The 17,569-nt window shown below is 71.1% G+C and carries 18 protein-coding genes; 7 read left to right on the top strand and 11 right to left on the bottom strand.

Annotation, left to right across the window (positions count from 1 at the left end; all coding sequences use genetic code 11):
- Positions 1 to 3 precede the first annotated feature (3 nt).
- The 4 genes from ABZW32_RS03905 to ABZW32_RS03890 all read right to left on the bottom strand — a co-directional run bounded on the left by ABZW32_RS03905 (position 4) and on the right by ABZW32_RS03890 (position 3,134).
- Complete coding sequence (locus tag ABZW32_RS03905; protein ID WP_356210758.1) at positions 4 to 681, bottom strand: class I SAM-dependent methyltransferase; 678 nt, start codon at positions 679 to 681, stop codon at positions 4 to 6.
- A gap of 174 nt (positions 682 to 855) precedes the next feature.
- Positions 856 to 1,674, bottom strand: a complete 819-nt coding sequence (locus ABZW32_RS03900; protein ID WP_356210756.1) for a GNAT family N-acetyltransferase — start codon at positions 1,672 to 1,674, stop codon at positions 856 to 858.
- Positions 1,675 to 1,753: 79 nt separating this feature from the next.
- Positions 1,754 to 2,026, bottom strand: a complete 273-nt coding sequence (locus tag ABZW32_RS03895; protein WP_266838926.1) for a protealysin inhibitor emfourin — start codon at positions 2,024 to 2,026, stop codon at positions 1,754 to 1,756.
- A gap of 28 nt (positions 2,027 to 2,054) precedes the next feature.
- A complete protein-coding gene (locus ABZW32_RS03890) occupies positions 2,055 to 3,134 on the bottom strand; it encodes a M4 family metallopeptidase (protein ID WP_356210859.1) in 1,080 nt (359 codons plus the stop codon).
- 365 nt (positions 3,135 to 3,499) lie between these two features.
- On the opposite strand from ABZW32_RS03890, the gene leuA reads away from it, so the two are divergent.
- Positions 3,500 to 5,263, top strand: a complete 1,764-nt coding sequence (gene leuA / locus ABZW32_RS03885) for a 2-isopropylmalate synthase (RefSeq protein WP_356210753.1) — start codon at positions 3,500 to 3,502, stop codon at positions 5,261 to 5,263.
- Between the two features lie 87 nt (positions 5,264 to 5,350).
- Here the strand turns inward: leuA and ABZW32_RS03880 are convergent, their stop codons facing one another.
- The gene (locus ABZW32_RS03880) at positions 5,351 to 6,109 is read right to left on the bottom strand and encodes an SDR family NAD(P)-dependent oxidoreductase (RefSeq protein ID WP_356210750.1); all 759 of its coding nucleotides are present in this window, start codon (positions 6,107 to 6,109) and stop codon (positions 5,351 to 5,353) included.
- 180 nt (positions 6,110 to 6,289) lie between these two features.
- On the opposite strand from ABZW32_RS03880, the gene ABZW32_RS03875 reads away from it, so the two are divergent.
- From ABZW32_RS03875 to ABZW32_RS03855, 5 genes are all read left to right on the top strand, one after another.
- The gene (locus ABZW32_RS03875; protein ID WP_356210748.1) at positions 6,290 to 6,985 is read left to right on the top strand and encodes a TerB family tellurite resistance protein; all 696 of its coding nucleotides are present in this window, start codon (positions 6,290 to 6,292) and stop codon (positions 6,983 to 6,985) included.
- Between the two features lie 607 nt (positions 6,986 to 7,592).
- Entirely contained in the window at positions 7,593 to 9,080 is a 1,488-nt protein-coding gene (locus ABZW32_RS03870; protein WP_356210745.1) for a nucleobase:cation symporter-2 family protein, read from the top strand.
- Positions 9,081 to 9,174: 94 nt separating this feature from the next.
- Positions 9,175 to 9,921, top strand: coding sequence for a DNA repair protein RecO (recO, locus tag ABZW32_RS03865; RefSeq protein WP_030227013.1), 747 nt, complete (start codon positions 9,175 to 9,177; stop codon positions 9,919 to 9,921).
- Positions 9,922 to 9,932: 11 nt separating this feature from the next.
- Positions 9,933 to 10,754, top strand: coding sequence for an isoprenyl transferase (locus ABZW32_RS03860; protein ID WP_356210742.1), 822 nt, complete (start codon positions 9,933 to 9,935; stop codon positions 10,752 to 10,754).
- A gap of 23 nt (positions 10,755 to 10,777) precedes the next feature.
- The gene (locus tag ABZW32_RS03855) at positions 10,778 to 11,305 is read left to right on the top strand and encodes a YcxB family protein (protein WP_356210739.1); all 528 of its coding nucleotides are present in this window, start codon (positions 10,778 to 10,780) and stop codon (positions 11,303 to 11,305) included.
- Here ABZW32_RS03855 and ABZW32_RS03850 read toward each other — a convergent pair.
- Genes ABZW32_RS03850 through ABZW32_RS03835 form a run of 4 tightly spaced genes read right to left on the bottom strand, consistent with a single transcriptional unit; the run spans position 11,302 to position 14,458 of the window.
- The gene (locus ABZW32_RS03850; protein WP_356210737.1) at positions 11,302 to 11,742 is read right to left on the bottom strand and encodes a transcriptional repressor; all 441 of its coding nucleotides are present in this window, start codon (positions 11,740 to 11,742) and stop codon (positions 11,302 to 11,304) included. The genes ABZW32_RS03855 and ABZW32_RS03850 overlap by 4 nt on opposite strands.
- 51 nt (positions 11,743 to 11,793) lie before the next feature.
- Positions 11,794 to 12,657: a metal ABC transporter permease gene (locus ABZW32_RS03845; RefSeq protein ID WP_356210735.1), complete on the bottom strand. Its 864-nt coding sequence runs from the start codon at positions 12,655 to 12,657 to the stop codon at positions 11,794 to 11,796.
- Positions 12,657 to 13,448 (bottom strand): metal ABC transporter ATP-binding protein, encoded by a 792-nt coding sequence (locus tag ABZW32_RS03840; RefSeq protein ID WP_356210733.1) that lies wholly within the window; start codon positions 13,446 to 13,448, stop codon positions 12,657 to 12,659. The genes ABZW32_RS03845 and ABZW32_RS03840 overlap by 1 nt, the downstream gene beginning before the upstream one ends.
- Before the next feature lie 23 nt (positions 13,449 to 13,471).
- On the bottom strand, positions 13,472 to 14,458 hold the full coding sequence (locus ABZW32_RS03835) for a metal ABC transporter substrate-binding protein (protein WP_356210730.1): 987 nt from the start codon (positions 14,456 to 14,458) through the stop codon (positions 13,472 to 13,474).
- Between the two features lie 154 nt (positions 14,459 to 14,612).
- On the opposite strand from ABZW32_RS03835, the gene ABZW32_RS03830 reads away from it, so the two are divergent.
- Entirely contained in the window at positions 14,613 to 15,995 is a 1,383-nt protein-coding gene (locus ABZW32_RS03830; protein WP_356210728.1) for a glycine--tRNA ligase, read from the top strand.
- Between the two features lie 81 nt (positions 15,996 to 16,076).
- Here ABZW32_RS03830 and ABZW32_RS03825 read toward each other — a convergent pair whose 3' ends face one another.
- A complete protein-coding gene (locus tag ABZW32_RS03825) occupies positions 16,077 to 16,817 on the bottom strand; it encodes a VC0807 family protein (protein ID WP_356210725.1) in 741 nt (246 codons plus the stop codon).
- Between the two features lie 157 nt (positions 16,818 to 16,974).
- The gene (locus ABZW32_RS03820) at positions 16,975 to 17,568 is read right to left on the bottom strand and encodes a TetR family transcriptional regulator (RefSeq protein ID WP_356210722.1); all 594 of its coding nucleotides are present in this window, start codon (positions 17,566 to 17,568) and stop codon (positions 16,975 to 16,977) included.
- Between the last annotated feature and the right edge of the window lies 1 nt (position 17,569).

Genomic DNA, 17,569 nt, shown 5'->3' with positions numbered 1-17,569 from the left:
GGCCTAGGCCAGGCGCCGGACCTTCACCGCGTTGTCCGTACGGGTCCGGGGCGTGCCGTCCGGCATGTTCTGGACCCGTTCGTGTTCCTCGGCCAGCAGCACCTCCCAGGCCCCCTCGGGCAGCTCCAGCTCCGCCACGACCCGGTCGGGGGTGGGGAAGCGGACCGCGCGCTGGAGCGGGTCCATGGCCGAGGTGTCCTGCCAGGGCGCCCAGCCCGCGTGGCCGGCCACCAGCAGCACCCCGCCGGGGGCCACGGCCGCGGCGGCCGTCCGCAGGATCCGCTCGCGCGGGAACTCCCCGAAGGTGTGCAGGAAGCAGGCGGAGACCAGGTCGAACTCCCCGGCGGGGAAGGACTCGGCCAGGTCGTGCCGCTCCCACCGCACCCGGTCGGCGACCCCGGCCCCGGCGGCGTGCTCGGCCGCCCGCTCCAGGGCCACGCCGGAGATGTCGGTCCCCGTCACCCGCCAGCCGCGCCGGGCCAGCCAGATCGCGTCGCCGCCCTCGCCGCAGCCCAGGTCCAGGGCCCGGCCGGCGGCCAGGTCCGCGGCCTCCCGGACCAGGACGGCGTTGGCGGCGCCGCTCCAGACCCGCTCGCGTTCGCGGTAGCGGCCGTCCCAGTACGCCCGGCCGGAGCCGCTCTCGGGGGTGTGCTGACGGTCGTGCGGCTGGTGGTCGGCCACGGGGCCTCCTCGGTGGTGCCGGCAGGGACACCGGCGATGCTGCGTCCGGCGGGGCCCTGCGGCAAACATCGTTGCCGTTCCGGCAAAAAGACGGCTGCTCCCGCCCGTCGCCCCGCTGACAGGCCGCCCCGTCGCCCCGCTGCCCGTCGCCCCGCCGCTCAGGCGTCCCGCCGTTCAGGCGTCCCGCGCCGCAGGCTCCGCGATCAGGGCCGTGCCCACGCGGCGGAAGCCGGCGCGGCCGTAGATCCGGGCCACGTCCTCGTCGCCGGCCGACAGGAACACGGTCCGGGCACCCCGCTCCAGCGCGTGCGCGACCAGGGCCGCCGTCACCGCGAGGGCCAGCCCCTGGCGGCGGGCGGCGGGCAGCGTGCCGACGCCGACGACCTCGGCGACCCCGCCGACCGGGTTGTACTGGCCGGAGCAGAGCACCACCCCGTCGCGTACCGCCGCGGCCATGCCGGTGCGGCCGTCCGCGAGCATGCCCGAGACGCGGGCCCGGCGGGCCTCGGTCCCCGGGTCCTCCAGCGCCGCCGCCAGCTCGGCGGTCCCGGCCTCGCCCGTGGCCGTCCCCGGAGCGGCGAAGGCCAGCGCGGGCACGGTCACCGCGGCCCTCAGCAGCGGGTCGTCGGCGTCCAGCAGCCGTACCTCCGGGTGCGGAGGCAGGGGTTGCGCAGCCGCGTCCAGCACCATCAGCGGGTGCGCGTGGACGTGCAGCCCGGCCGCTTCCACGGCGGCCCGCAAGGAGGGACTGGTTTCGGCCACCCATTCGAACGCCTCGGGCACTCCCAGCTCCCGCTGCCTCTCCAGCACCTTCCGTACGTCCCCGGCGCGCACGCCGGCGGGGCCGCCGAGTGCGGGCCGCGCGTAGTAGGGCCAGCCCTCGCCCTCCTGGACGAAGAGGGTCAGCGGACCGAAGTCCTCACCCCGCGCGCCGCCCACACGGGGGACGGTGTCGTAGTACCGCTCCAGGGCAGCCAAGATCGTTTCGCTCATCCGGCCATCCAAGCAAAGCCGCCCCGCCCGGTCACCCGCTTTCCGGAGCCCCTCGGTCACCCGCTTTCCGGAGCCCCGTTCAGGCACCCTCCTTCAGCAGCCGCGAGATCAGGCTCCGCTGGGCGTCCGAGAGGTGCGGGTCCTGGCAGGACACCGTCCGCCCGTCCACCGTGATCCGGTACGAGAACCCGTCCCGCACCCCTCCCGCACCCCGGCCGGCCGCCGGGTCGGGCCTCAGTGCCAGCAGGGCCAGTGCCCGCAGCTCGTCCTCGTCGGGCCGGCCCGAGGTGTCCACCTCGGCCCGGCGCTCGATCCCCGCGAAACCGCCCGTCCGCACCACTTCGATCCGCATGCGGCCCTTCATACCCCAGGAGGGCCCGCTACCCCAGGCCGACGGCCGCCCACGCCTTCTGGAGGGCCTGGTGCTCGGCGCCGCCCTCCCCGTAGCGGGCGACGGCCGCCGCCGTGGAGAGCCGGGCGAAGGCCGCGAAGTCCGCCCGCGCCTCCAGCTGCCCGCCCGTGAGGGCGTCGTACCAGATCTGCCCGGCCCGCTCCCAGGCCTTGCCGCCGAGCTCGCTCGCCACGATGTAGAAGGCGTGGTTGGGGATGCCGGAGTTGATGTGGACCCCGCCGTTGTCGCGCGAGGTGGTGACGTAGCCGTCCATCGTGGCCGGCTGCGGGTCCTTGCCGAGCTCGTCGTCGTCGTACGCCGTGCCGGGCGCCTTCATCGAACGCAGCGCGACCCCGGTCACGTTCGGGCCGAGCAGCCCGGCACCGATCAGCCAGTCCGCCTCGTCGGCGTTCTGGCCGAGGGAGTACTGCTTGATCAGGGAGCCGAACACGTCGGACATCGACTCGTTGAGGGCCCCGGACTGGCCGTGGTAGTCGAGGTTGGCCGTGTACTGGGTGACCCCGTGGGTCAGCTCGTGCCCGATGACGTCCACGGACACGGTGAAGTCCAGGAAGAGGTCGCCGTCACCGTCGCCGAAGACCATCTGCTGCCCGTCCCAGAAGGCGTTGTTGTAGTCCTGGCCGTAATGCACGCTCGCGTCCAGGGGGAGCCCCGAGCCGTCGATCGAGCGCCGCCCGTACCCCTTGAGGAAGAGGTCGTACGTGGCGCCCAGCCCGGCGTACGCGCGGTTCACGGTGGCGTCCTTGCTCGGCTCGGCCCCCTCCCCGCGGACCTTCTTCCCGGGCAGCCGGGTGCGGTGCTGGGAGTCGTAGATCGTCCGGTGGGGCCCGTCCGCCGCGGGCGCTTCCGGCGCGGGCGGGGCGATCCCCCGGACGGCGCTGATCCGGCGCCGGGTCCGCAGGGAGGCGTCCAGCTCCAGGGTGCGCTGCGCGGCGTCGGCGCGGGCGGAGTCCGCGGACCGGGCGGCCCGGTCGAGCAGGTGCGGCGGCACGACGGTGCAGAAGACGGGGTGGAGGCGGGCGTGGTCAGGGGTGTGGGAGGCGTCCATGCCGGAAATGTGGCAGTGGGTCACCTCGATGTCACTAGCAGCGACCATGATTCATTCGACTGTCTGAAAGCCGTCATGCCGCGTTGACGGATTCGCCGGACCTCACCGGAGAGACCGAGACGTAACCCACAAAAGGTGCAAAACGGACGTGGGGGTCTTGCATACTGAAACAGGTCCTCGCGATACGGCGCGGCTCGGCTAGGCTCGGCCCATCATGCGTTTCGGGCTGCTTCTCCTTAGCTGCCGCGGCGAGGGTCTGTAGTCGTAGGCCGACCCCCTCCCCGCGGAGTTTGGTGTTGCGGTTTTCACTACCGCCGTCGGCCGTCCCAGCGAACTACACGCGGACACGCGAGGAGCCCAACGCCATGAGCCAGCAGCCTTTTGTCGGTCGCCCCACGCCCATCACCAGCGCGACCCACACCCAGAAGCCCTCCGGGATGCCGATCCACAAGTACGGCCGGTACGAGCAGGTGGACATCCCCGACCGCACCTGGCCGGACGCCCGCGTCACCAAGGCCCCCCGCTGGCTCTCCACCGACCTGCGCGACGGCAACCAGTCGCTGATCGACCCGATGACCCCCGCCCGCAAGCGCGAGATGTTCGACCTGCTGGTGCGCATGGGCTACAAGGAGATCGAGGTCGGCTTCCCCTCCTCCGGCGAGACCGACTTCGCCTTCGTCCGCTCCATCATCGAAGAGGGCGCGATCCCGGACGACGTCACCATCTCCGTACTGACCCAGGCCCGCGAGGACCTGATCGAGCGGACCGTGGAGTCCCTGGTCGGCGCCAAGCGCGCCACCGTGCACCTGTACAACGCCACCGCCCCCACCTTCCGCCGGGTCGTCTTCCGCGGCTCGAAGGAGCAGATCAAGCAGATCGCCGTCGACGGCACCCGCCTGGTCATGGAGTACGCCGAGAAGCTGCTGGGCCCGGAGACCACCTTCGGCTACCAGTACAGCCCGGAGATCTTCACCGACACCGAGCTGGACTTCGCCCTGGAGGTCTGCGAGGCCGTCTGCGACGTCTGGCAGCCGGCCGAGGGCCGCGAGATCATCCTGAACCTGCCCGCCACCGTGGAGCGCTCGACGCCCTCCACCCACGCGGACCGCTTCGAGTGGATGGCCCGCAACCTGACCCGCCGCGAGCACGTCTGCATCTCCGTGCACCCGCACAACGACCGCGGCACCGCCGTCGCCGCCGCCGAGCTGGCCCTGATGGCCGGCGCCGACCGCGTCGAGGGCTGCCTGTTCGGGCAGGGCGAGCGCACCGGCAACGTCGACCTGATCACGCTGGGCATGAACCTGTTCTCCCAGGGCATCGACCCGCAGATCGACTTCTCGCAGATCGACGAGATCCGTCGCACCAGCGAGTACTGCAACCAGATGGAGGTCCACCCGCGCCACCCCTACGCGGGCGACCTGGTCTACACCGCCTTCTCCGGCTCCCACCAGGACGCCATCAAGAAGGGCTTCGACGCCATGGAGGCCGACGCGGCCGCCCGGGGCAAGACCGTCGACGACATCGAGTGGGCGGTCCCGTACCTGCCGATCGACCCGAAGGACGTCGGCCGCTCCTACGAGGCGGTCATCCGCGTCAACTCGCAGTCCGGCAAGGGCGGCATCGCCTACGTCCTGAAGAACGACCACAAGCTGGACCTGCCGCGCCGCATGCAGATCGAGTTCTCGCGGATCATCCAGGCCAAGACCGACGCCGAGGGCGGCGAGGTCACGCCGAAGGCGATCTGGGACGTCTTCTCCGACGAGTACCTGCCCAACCCCGAGAACCCGTGGGGCCGCATCCAGCTGCGCTCCGGCTCGACCGCCACCGACAAGGACGGCACGGACACGCTGACCGTCGAGGCGGTCGTGGACGGCGTGGAGACGGTCCTGAACGGCACCGGCAACGGTCCGATCTCGGCCTTCTTCGACGCGCTGGCCGGCATCGGCGTCGACGCCCGCCTGCTGGACTACACCGAGCACACGATGAGCGAGGGCGCCTCCGCCGTGGCCGCCTCGTACATCGAGTGCGCGATCGACGGCCGCGTCCTGTGGGGCATCGGCATCGACGCCAACACCACCCGCGCCTCCCTGAAGGCGGTCATCTCCGCCGTCAACCGCGCGGGCCGCTGACGCCCGTACGACCCCCGTACGAGAACCCCGCCCCCCGCCGCACGGCAGGGGGAGGGGTTCCGCCGTTCCGGGGAGCCGTACGGGCCCTCAGCGGGCCAGGTAGCCGCCGTCGACCGGGAGCACCGCGCCCGTGACGAAGGACGCCGCGTCCGAGGCGAGGAAAGCGATGACCCGGGCCACCTCCTCCGGCTCGCCGAGCCGGCCCATCGGATGGGCGGCGGTCACCTCGGCCAGGTACTCCGGCCCGCCCGGCTCGTCCGCCAGCGCGATCACCCGCTCCGTGCGGATGGTTCCGGGCGCCACCGCGTTGACGCGGATCCCGTGCGCGGCCCACTCCACCGCCAGGTGCTTGGTCAGCCCGGAGGCCACGAACTTCGCGGGCCCGTAAGCCGCCTGGCGCGCTTGTCCGGCGACGCCCGAGATCGAGGACACGCACACCAGCGCCCCGCCGGGACGGGTCTGCGCGGTCATCGCCTCGATCGCGTACTTGCAGGTCAGGAACATTCCCCGGCCGTCGACGGCCATCACGTGGTCCCAGTCCTCGGGACTGGTCTCGCGTACGTCCGAAAGGGGGAGCACCCCGGCGTTCGCCACGGCGACGTCGAGGCGGCCGTAGGCGCCGACCGCCGCCGCGACCATCGCGCGGTTGGCCCCGGGATCGGACACGTCACCGGTGACGACGGTGATGCTCCGGCCCTCACCGGCCAGTTCCGCGCGCAGGGCCTCCAGGCCGTCGGCGTTGACGTCGGCGGCGGTCAGCCGGGCCCCCGAGCGGGCCAGCAGCAGGGACGTGGCCCGGCCGATGCCGCTCGCGGCACCGGTGACCAGACAGGACTTCTCGTTCATGGCGCCGAGGGTAGGGACTGCGCGAAGGCGCCGGGGGGCGCACACGGCGACGGGGGCGCAACTCGGCCAACTGCGCGCCCCCGCCCGATGTTGTCTTGTCACACGACTGACGCATCCTCACCGATGTGGCTAACATCACGCCAACCCGGCGATGCTGCCGGAAGGTGACGGAGGTGCGACGTGCTGCCAGTTCGGGGTGGGGACGGCCGGAAGCTGACGGCCTGGGGCATCCGTACCACCTGGAGCACCGTGGGCGACGGGGAGTTCTTCTGCCCCGGCTGCGGCGGTGACCGCAACTACCGCCGGCGCACCGGGCGCCGCCGCTTCACCGTGCTCGGAGTGCCGCTGCTGCCGCGCGGGGACGCGGGCCCCGTCGTCGAGTGCCAGGCCTGCCGGGACCGCTTCGACACCGAGGTGCTCGACCACCTCACCACCACCCGCTTCTCCGCGCTGCTGCGCGACGCCGCGCACACGGTCGCCCTCGCGGTGCTGGCGGCCGGCGGCACCTCCTCGCGCAGCGCGCTGGAGGCCGCCGTGGCGGCCGTACGGGCCGCCGGGTTCCAGGACTGCACGGAGGAGCAGCTGGAGTCCATGGTGGAGGCCCTGGCCACCGACGAGGGCCGGCTCGGGCTCTACGAAGGGCCCGAGTGCTGCGGGGCCGCCCTGTCGATAGAGCTCCACGAGGCGCTGGAACCACTGGCTCCGCACCTGGCCGGACCGGGCCGCGCATCGATCCTGCTCCAGGGCGCCCGGATCGCCCTCGCGGACGGGCCGTACATCCCCGCCGAGCGCGAGGTGCTGGCCACCGTCGGTGCCGCGCTGCGCATGGACGCGCAGGAGGTGGCCCGGCTGCTGTCGGCGGTGCGGGCGCCGTAGTCGACGCGCGTACGCCGACCAGGGCCCGGCCGGGGGCAGACCCGGCCGGGCCCCGGTGCGTTCCGGGGCCTGCGCAGGGCCCCGCAGGGGGCCCGCAGCGGGCTCCGGCGGCCCCGGAGGACGTAACGATCCGGCCTCACGGGGGTGAACCGGGGCCCCACGGGATCCGTGCCACGGGGTGGAGGTGCTCCCTCCTCATCCGGCCATCCAGCATGCGGACGGCCGAAATCATGCGCTCCCCTTTGCCACGCGGAAGCCCCTCGCCGACGTCCGGGCACGTCAGAGCCCGTGCGCTTCGCTGCCGCACAGCCGCGGCGGGGTCTTTCGGAGCCCGGGGCCATACCCCCGTCGCCGTGCTCGCACCACTGGTGGAACCTCCAGATCGGATGTCCCGGGACGTCAACACTTTGTAGAAGTCGACGATATGTGTGAGCACTTCCACAGGCGTTCAATTCCGGTCACACGACGAGACACCGCCGGAAACACAGCGGGGCTTCGATCTCCGTGTTCCCCCTGAAACCCCGGCGGACCAACGGGTTAGCGACCCACTCCGACCAGGGACAACCAGCTTCCTCTCAATTACCTACCTTTGAAGGGCAAGGCAGAGATGGCACGTGTCGCCGCCCGGCTTTCCGCCAACGGAGAGCAGAGCTCGCACCCGGTCGACGAGGTGCTCCCCCTCCCCAAGCTCGCGCTGTACGGATTCCAGCACGTACTCGCCTTCTACGCCGGTGCGGTGATCGTCCCGATCATCGTCGGCAGCGCGCTCAAGCTGAGCCCGGAACAGCTCGTCTACCTGATCAACGCGGACCTCTTCACCTGCGGTATCGCCTCGATCATCCAGGCATGGGGCATCGGCAGGGTCGGCGCGCGGCTCCCGCTGATCCAGGGCGTGACCTTCACGGCGGTCTCGCCGATGATCGCCATCGGTCTCGGCGCCGGCGGCGGGACCGCGGCCCTGCTGGTCATCTACGGCGCGGTCATCACGGCCGGTCTGGCCACCTTCGCCTTCGCCTGGCTGCCCGCCAAGGCGTTCCGCGCGGTCATGCGGCTCTTCCCGCCGGTGGTCACCGGCACGGTCATCACGGTCCTCGGCATCGTCCTGATCCCGGTCGGCCTCAAGGACGCGGCCGGCGGCGCCCCGACGATCGCCGACGGCGGCGTCCCGACGCAGCTGGCCTACGCCGGCGGCACCATGCTCTTCATCCTCGTCCTGATGAAGTTCGGCGGACCGTTCCTGCGCAGCATCGGCATCCTGCTCGGCCTGGTCGGCGGTACCTTGGCGGCCTTCCTGCTCGGCGACGCGAAGTTCGCCGGCGTCGGCCAGTCCGACTGGATCGGCGTCACCACGCCCTTCCACTTCGGCGCCCCGAAGTTCGAATGGTTCCCGATCCTCCTCATGCTGATCGTCATGCTGATCACCATGGTCGAGACCACCGGTGACACGTACGCGGTCGGCGACATCGTCGGCAAGGAGGTCGACAGCGAGACCGTGGCCCGCGCCCTGCGCGCCGACGGCGCCGCCACCGCCCTCGGCGGCATCCTGAACTCCTTCCCGTACGTGGCCTTCGCCGAGAACGTCGGCCTGGTGCGGATGACCAAGGTCAAGAGCCGCTTCGTGGTCGTGGCAGCCGGCGCCTTCATGATCGTGCTCGGCCTGATCCCCAAGGCCGCCGCGATCGTCGCCTCCGTCCCGCCGGGCGTCCTCGGCGGCGCCGCCACCGTGATGTTCGGCATGGTCGCCCTGGCCGGTATCCAGACCCTCGCCAAGGTGGACCTGAAGGAGGAGAAGAACGCCCTGATCGTCGGTGTCTCGCTGGCCTTCGCGCTCTTCCCCGCCACGGTTCCGGCCTACTTCGACAAGCACGTCAGCCCGGACGTCTCCTCGCTCCTCAACAGCGGTGTCACCCTCGGTGCCACGGCGGCGATCCTCCTCAACCTGGTCTTCAACGGTCTGGCCGGGGACGACGCCCCGTCCGCCCCGCAGACCGAGCCGGCCACCCCGCCGGTCGAGCTGCCCGCCCAGCCGGTGGCGGCGCCGGCCGGGGCGGAGAAGTCCGTGAAGGCCGACGAGGCCGGGACCACCGCCCCCTGATCCTCCCAAGGGGTGCCGCCCCCGCCCGGACCACGGTCCCGGCGGGGGCGAGCGCTGTCCCCGTACGGGGCCCCGCACAGGTGACAATGGGCGCATGAGCCTGTTCCGCGACGACGGCATCGTGCTGCGCACCCAGAAGCTGGGTGAGGCGGACCGCATCATCACGCTGCTCACCCGCGGTCACGGCCGCGTACGGGCCGTCGCCCGCGGGGTGCGCCGTACGAAGTCCAAGTTCGGCGCCGGGCTGGAACCTTTCTCCCACGCCGACGTGCAGTTCTTCGCCCGCGGCAGCGAGCTGATCGGCCGCAGCCTGCCGCTGTGCACCCAGACCGAGATCATCGCCCCCTACGGCAACGGCATCGTCACCGACTACGCCCGCTACACCGCCGGCACCGCGATGCTGGAGACCGCCGAACGCTTCACCGAGAACGAGGGCGAACCCTCCGTCCAGCAGTACCTGCTGCTGGTCGGCGCCCTGCGCACGCTCGCGCGCGGCGAACACGAACCCCACCTCATCCTCGACGCCTTCCTGCTGCGCTCCCTCGCCGTCAACGGCTACGCGCCCAGCTTCGAGGACTGCGCGAAATGCGGGATCCACGGCCCCAACCGGCACTTCTCCGTAGCCGCGGGCGGGGTCATATGCGCAGACTGCCGCGTCCCCGGCTCCGTCGTACCCTCGTCGGAGGCCATCGCACTGCTCAGCGCACTGCTGACGGGCGACTGGAAACACGCGGACGCCTGCGAGGCGCGCCACGTGCGGGAGGGCAGCGGGCTGGTCTCGGCCTATTTGCACTGGCATCTGGAACGCGGGCTACGCTCCCTGCGTTACGTCGAGAAATAGGAGCTGGGCACATGGCACGACGCGGGATTCTGGGGCGCTCTCGCCGCGAGTACAAGGTTCCCGAGCCGCACCCGTCCGGTGCGCGTCCGCCGAAGATCCCCGGCGAGCTGGTCCCGAACCACGTCGCCGTCGTCATGGACGGCAACGGCCGCTGGGCCAAGGAGCGCGGCCTGCCGCGCACCGAGGGCCACAAGGTGGGCGAGGGCGTCGTGCTCGACGTGCTCAAGGGCTGCCTGGAGATGGGCGTCAAGAACCTGTCCCTGTACGCCTTCTCGACGGAGAACTGGAAGCGCTCGCCCGACGAGGTCCGCTTCCTGATGAACTTCAACCGCGACGTCATCCGCCGCCGCCGCGACGAGATGAACGAGCTCGGCATCCGGATCCGCTGGGTCGGCCGCATGCCGAAGATGTGGAAGTCCGTTGTCCAGGAGCTCCAGATCGCCCAGGAGCAGACCGTCGACAACGACGCGATGACCCTGTACTTCTGCGTGAACTACGGCGGCCGCGCGGAGATCGCCGACGCGGCGCAGGCGATCGCCCGTGACGTGGCCGCCGGCCGGCTGGACCCGTCGAAGGTCAACGAGAAGACCTTCGCGAAGTACATCTACTACCCGGACATGCCGGACGTGGACCTGTTCCTGCGTCCCAGCGGCGAGCAGCGCACCTCCAACTACCTGCTCTGGCAGAGCGCGTACGCCGAGATGGTCTTCCAGGACGTGCTGTGGCCGGACTTCGACCGCCGCAACCTCTGGGCGGCCTGCCTGGAGTACGCCCAGCGCGACCGCCGCTTCGGCGGCGCCGTCCCGAACCAGGCCGAGGGCTCCGCGAGCTGACCCCTCCGTTAGGCTCCGCCGCCATGGACATGACCGAACGGGCGGCGGAGCTCTACTACGACACGACCCGCCGCGACGTGTGGGAACTGCTGCGCTGGCGCGCCCTGAAGGCGCCCGGAGGCCGCAGGCAGCTGCTGCTGTGGCTGGTGGTGCTCCCGCTGGCGCCGCTGCCGCTGATCACGGCCCGGCACGGCTGGGCGGTGGACCCGGCCGCCCTGGCCTCCACCCTCGGGCTGGGGATGGCGCTCGGCACCCTCTGCCTCTGGCTGGAGCGGTGGCGCGCGGCGCGCCGGATGTACCGCTGGGCCGCCGAGTACCCCGAGTACAAGATGGTGGTCACCGAGCTCGGCACGCAGAACCACCGCCCCGACGGGACGGCGGTGGCCTACGGGTGGGACGAGTACACGGGCTGGGCCGAGACCGGGGGCCTGTTCGTCTTCGTGTTCCGCAACGGGGACCTGGGCTGGGTGCCGAAGCGCTGCGCCCTGACCCCCGAGGATCTCGACCGGATCCGATCGTTCTTCGACCGGAACCTGACCCGTTTGGGCTAGGACCGCGACTGGCCGGCCGCCGCGCAGTCGGCGCAGGTGCCGAAGATCTCGACGGTGTGGGCCACGTTCACGTAGCCGTGTTCGGCCGCGATGGCGTCCGCCCACTTCTCGACGGCGGGGCCCTCGACCTCCACCGCCTTGCCGCACTTGCGGCAGACCAGGTGGTGGTGGTGCTCGCCGGTGGAGCAGCGCCGGTACACGGATTCGCCGTCGCTGGTGCGCAGCACGTCGACCTCGCCCGCGTCGGCCAGGGACTGCAGGGTGCGGTACACGGTGGTCAGGCCCACGGAGTCGCCGCGGTGCTTGAGCATGTCGTGCAGCTCCTGGGCGCTGCGGAACTCGTCCACCTCGTCCAGCGCCGCCGCCACTGCGGCCCGCTGCCGGGTGGACCGTCCTCGTACTGGCGCGGTATTCGTCTCGCCAGGCGCAGTCGCCACCGGTTCCTCCTCGTTTCGGCCTCGGCCCATTGTGCCAGGCGGCCGTCCCTCTCAGACTGTCACGTCATTCCGCGTACAGACCTCCTCCGCCGCGCGGGCGGACGCCGCGCGGCGCCGGGCCAGGGGCGCCGAGACGGCCGTCAGGGCCATGAACACCGCGATGGCGAGCAGCACGATCGCGGCGCCGGACGGCGCGTTGAGGTAGTACGTGGCGGTCGTGCCGACCAGGGACACGGTGACGCTGATGCCGATGGCCAGCCCCAGCGTGGCGGCGAAGCCCCGGGTGATCCGCTGCGCGGCCGCGACCGGGATCACCATCATGGCGCTGACCAGCAGCAGTCCCACGATGCGCATGGCGACGGTGACGGTGACGGCGGCGGTGACCGCGATCAGCAGGTTCAGCAGGCGCACCGGCAGGCCCGTGACCTTGGCGAACTCCTCGTCCTGGCAGACGGCGAAGAGCTGACGGCGCAGGCCGAGGGCCACGGCGAGGACGAAGGCGGCGAGCAGCGCCATCGCGGTGACGTCCTCGGGCGCGACGGCGGTGATCGAGCCGAACATGGGGCCCAGGAGCTTGGAGGTGGAGCTGCCGCCGAGGTTCACGATCATCACGCCGCCCGCGAGGCCGCCGTAGAACAGCAGCGACAGGGCGACGTCCCCGCTGGTCCTGCCGCGGGAACGGATCATCTCCATCGCGACGGCGCCGACGACGGCCACGAGGGTGGCCATCCACACCGGGCTGGTGTTGGTGACCAGGCCGAGCGCGACACCGGTCATCGCGACGTGGCCGAGACCGTCGCCCATGATCGCCTGGCGGCGCTGGACCAGGTACGTGCCGATCGCCGGCGCCGTCACGCCGACCAGCGCGGCGGCGATCAGCGCGCGCACCATGAAGGGGTCGTTGAGGAAGCCCATCAGCTCAGCAGTCCCGTCCGCAGGGGTTCGGCGTCGTGCGCCGAGTGGGGGTGTACGTGGTCGTGGCCCGGCAGGGCGTGCTGCCCCACGGCCTCGGGGGGCGGGCCGTCGTGCGTGACGCAGCCGTCGCGCAGTACGACCGCCCGGTCGATCAGGGGTTCCAGGGGGCCCAGCTCGTGCAGGACCAGCAGGACGGTGGTCCCGGCCTCGACCTGCCGGCGTACGGCCTTGGCCAGGACCTCCTGGTTGCCCAGGTCCACGCCGGCCATCGGCTCGTCCATGATCAGGAGTTCGGGTTCGGCGGCGAGCGCCCTGGCTATGAGCACGCGCTGGTGCTGGCCGCCGGAGAGGGCGTTGACCGAGGCGTCGGCGTGGCCCTCCATGTCCACCAGGGACAGGGCGTGCTCGACGGCGGCCTTGTCGGCCTTGCGCAGCATCCCGAAGCGGGTGCGGGTCAGCCGGCCGGAGGTGACGACCTCGCGGACGGTGGCGGGCACGCCTCCGGCGGCGGTGGTGCGCTGGGGGACGTAGCCGATCCGCGACCACTGGCGGAAGCGCTTGAGGTCGGTGCCGAAGAGGGACAGCTCGCCGGCGGTCAGGGGGACCTGGCCGACGACGGCGCGGACGGCCGTGGACTTGCCGGAGCCGTTGGCGCCGAGCAGGGCGACGACCTCACCGCGGCGCACGGTGAGGTCGACCCCGCGCAGCACGGGGCGCGAGCCGAGCGAGGCCGTGGCCCCGCGCAGGGATATGACGGTCCGGTCCGGGTCGTCTTGCCGAGTGGACTGCATGGTGCGCGCCTCCGTTACTGCCATTACTTGCTCCCGAGTGCCTTCTGGAGGTTCTTCAGGTTGGAGCGCATGACCTCGAAGTAGTCGGCGCCCTGGGACGAGTCGGTGATGCCTTCGAGGGGGTCCAGGACATCGGTCTTGAGGCCGGTGTCCCGGGCGAGGGCCTTGGCCGTCTTGTCGCTGGCCAGGGCCTCGAAGAACACGGTCGTCACATTGTCCTTCTTCGCGACGTCCTGGAGTTCCTTCATCCGGGCCGGGCTGGGCTCGGCCTCGGGGTCGACGCCGGCGATGCCCTCCTGGTCCAGGCCGTAGCGCTCGGCGAGGTAGCCGAAGGCGGAGTGCGTGGTGATGAAGGTCTTGGTGGCCGTGTTCTGCAGGCCGTCCTTGAACTCGGTGTCCAGGGCGCCCAGCTTGGCGACGAGTTCGGCGGCGTTCTTGCGGTAGTCGGCCGCGTGGGAGGGGTCGGCCTTCTCCAGCGCGGCGCCGACGCCCTTGGCGATCTCCGCGTACTTGACGGGGTCCAGCCACACGTGGGGGTCGGTGCCGGCCTCGCCGTGGTCGTGCCCGTCGCCCTCGGCCGCGTGGTCGTGATCGTGGTCGTGGTCGTGGCCCTCGTGCCCGGCGGCGGAGTGGGTCTCCAGCTTGGTGAGGGTGGCGGCGTCGACGACGTTCTTCACGCCGGACAGCTCGATGGCCTTGTCCACGGCGGGCTGGAGGGTCTTGAGGTAGAGCACCACGTCGGCGTCGCCCAGCTGCGAGGTCTGCCGGGGGGTGATCTCCAGGTCGTGCGGTTCGACGCCCGGCTTGGTGAGGCCCGTGACCTTCACGTGGTCCTGGCCGATCTGCTCGGCGAGGAACTGCAGCGGGTAGAACGACGCCGTCACACCCAGTCTGCCGCCCTTGGCGTCACCGGTCTCGGAGTTGCCTCCGGAGCAGGCGGTGAGGGCCGTCGCGGCCAGGGCGACGGCACCGGTGAGGGCGGCGGTGGGTATGAGGCGTCGTACGTTCATGACATCCATTTTCATCAAAGATGGAAACGATTGTCAAAAACCCAGGTGAGCGGACTGTCGTCGTCCGTAGAAGGGGTCCCCGATTTGATAGGCGGGGTGCGGGCGCCGGTAACCTAAAGACTTCGCCGTTCGTCCTCGTAATGAAGAGAGCACCGTGGCCGCCGACAAGATCGAAACCATCGTCAGCCTGAGCAAGCGCCGTGGCTTCGTTTTCCCGTGCAGTGACATCTACGGCGGCTCCAGGGCTGCCTGGGACTACGGCCCGCTCGGTGTCGAGCTCAAGGAGAACATCAAGCGCCAGTGGTGGAAGGCCATGGTCACCGGGCGTGAGGACGTCGTCGGCCTCGACTCTTCCGTGATCCTGGCCCCCGAGGTGTGGGTGGCCTCCGGCCACGTCGCGACCTTCTCGGACCCGCTCACCGAGTGCACCTCCTGCCACAAGCGCCAGCGTGCCGACCACCTGGAAGAGGCGTACGAGGCCAAGCACGGCCGCCTGCCCGCCAACGGCCTTGCCGACATCAACTGCCCCAACTGCGGTGTGAAGGGCCAGTTCACCGAGCCCAAGCAGTTCTCCGGCATGCTGGAGACCCACCTCGGCCCGACCCAGGACACCGGCTCCAAGGCGTACCTGCGCCCGGAGACCGCCCAGGGCATCTTCACCAACTTCGCCCACGTGCAGACGACTTCGCGCAAGAAGCCCCCGTTCGGCATCGCGCAGATGGGCAAGTCCTTCCGCAACGAGATCACGCCGGGCAACTTCATCTTCCGCACGCGCGAGTTCGAGCAGATGGAGATGGAGTTCTTCGTCAAGCCGGGCGAGGACGAGCAGTGGCAGGAGTACTGGATGCAGGAGCGGTGGAACTGGTACCGCGACCTCGGCATCCGCGAGGAGAACATCCGCTGGTACGACCACCCGAAGGAGAAGCTCTCCCACTACTCGAAGCGCACCGCCGACATCGAGTACCGCTTCAACTTCGGTGGCAACGAGTTCTCCGAGCTGGAGGGCGTGGCCAACCGCACCGACTTCGACCTCAAGGCGCACTCCGCCGCCTCCGGCCAGGACCTGACGTACTTCGACCAGGAGGCCGGCGAGCGTTACACGCCGTACGTCATCGAGCCGGCGGCCGGTGTGAACCGCGCCATGCTCGCCTTCATGCTCGACGCGTACAACGAGGACGAGGCCCCCAACGCCAAGGGCGTCATGGAGAAGCGCACCGTCATGCGCCTCGACCCGCGCCTGGCGCCCATCAAGGTCGCCGTCCTGCCGCTGTCCCGCAACCCGCAGCTGTCGCCGAAGGCCAAGGGCCTGGCCGCCGACCTGCGCAAGAACTGGAACATCGAGTTCGACGACGCCGGTGCCATCGGCCGCCGCTACCGTCGCCAGGACGAGATCGGTACGCCGTTCTGCGTCACCGTCGACTTCGACACCCTGGACGACAACGCGGTGACCGTGCGCGAGCGCGACACCATGAAGCAGGAGCGCGTCTCCCTGGACCAGATCCAGAGCTACCTCGGCAGCCGCCTGCTCGGCTGCTAGGTCCCGACGCGAGAAAGCCGGTGGCCCGGTGCGCGATCCGCGCACCGGGCCACCGGCTTTCGTGTGCTCCCGCGCGGCGGGTCAGGCCGCGGGGCTCCCTCCGGCCGTCCGCACGGCCGTCGCCCCGGCCCCGGCCTCGGCCGCCGCCTCGGCGGCACGGCGCTCGCCCTCGGCCTGGGAGCGCTTGCCGTAGCGGGCCGTCCACAGCGCCAGGCCGCCCAGGGTCCCGTAGATCATGAACGGGCTGATCGTCACCATGGTCGAGGTGCTCAGGACGAAGGCCAGGGCGACCCGGACCAGGGCCTCGGTGACGTAGGCCACGCCCCAGACCAGGGTCATGCGGCGCATCGTGGTGCGGAAACCCTCGTACTGCCACAGGCCGTTCCACCAGGCGGTGCTCTCCGGGGTGCCGTCCGTGGCGAACTTGCGGCCGAAGTAGAACATCAGCGGGCGCGCCGTGGCCAGGGTCACCAGGCAGAGCAGCCCGAACAGGCCCGTCACGCCCGAGTCCTTGATCAGCAGTGCCCGCGCCGAGTGGGCGCCGACGAGCGAGACGACGGCCGTGATCACCAGGAATACCAGGGTGATCAGGGCGAATTCGTCGAACTTGCGCCGCCAGGCCACGACGATGGCGGTGTCGAGAACCGGCCAGGCGCCACTGACGAGCAGAGCCGCGAACTCGCTCCAGCCGTGGTCGTCGGTGAGTGTGTTGTAGGTGAGGATCGGTGCGACCACGTTGAGAGCGATCGTCAGGATCCAGCTGGCGGCGGCGGCCGCGCCCGAGCGCGCGGGAGGTGCGGGGCGTGAGACGTCGGTGGACAAGGTTCCCCCTGGAACGTACCTGGTGAAGTGTGCGGTAAGGGGACCGTAAAGACATGGCGGGGGCATGTACAAGCGGACTGACGCCAAATGATCACCAAGCTGTCCGGAGGGTCTCATTCCGGATAGTGGGGCTCATCCCGGATGGCACAGTCCCAGGTCAGGCGCGCAGACCCCGGATGATGAGCGAGGTGACAGCCTCGAACTCGGGCACGATCGTCGGCGAGATCCAGTCGGCCGCGTACTGCGGATCGTGGAAGCGCCCGGTGGCGTCGAAGACGGCGCGGGCGGCCGCGGGGACGTCGGGCGCGGCCAGGGTCCCGGCCGCGACGCCCTCGGCGATGATCCGCGCCAGCTGGTCGATGAGCTGGGTCAGGTGGGTGTCGACCACCCCGCTGTTCTCGGCGAGCAGCACGGTGTAGGTGGCGAACAGCTCGGGATCCGCCCCGGCCTTCTGCCGCTTGGCCTCGAAGAGCGCTCCGAGCCATGCCTCCAGCTTGGAGGGGGCCGCCTCGGCCGGAGCCGAGGCGATGCGCTCCAGTGCGACCACGCTCTTGGCGAGCCAGCGGTCCGTGACGGCCTCGCGCAGTGCCGCCTTCGACGGGAAGTGCCGGTACACGCTGCCGTGGCTGACGCCCAGGGCGCGGGCCACGTCCACCACGGTCGCCTTGCCCGGGCCGAAGCGCCGCAGCACCTCCTCGGTCGTTTCGAGGATGCGCTCGGGGGTCAGGGGCTCGGCGGCAGCGGAGGGCATG

Origin of the sequence: Streptomyces sp. NPDC004667, from assembly GCF_040609475.1 — a bacterium.
GTDB lineage: Bacteria > Actinomycetota > Actinomycetes > Streptomycetales > Streptomycetaceae > Streptomyces.
Note: the sequence above shows the minus strand (reverse complement) of the source record. Positions and strands in the feature narration are given on the sequence as shown.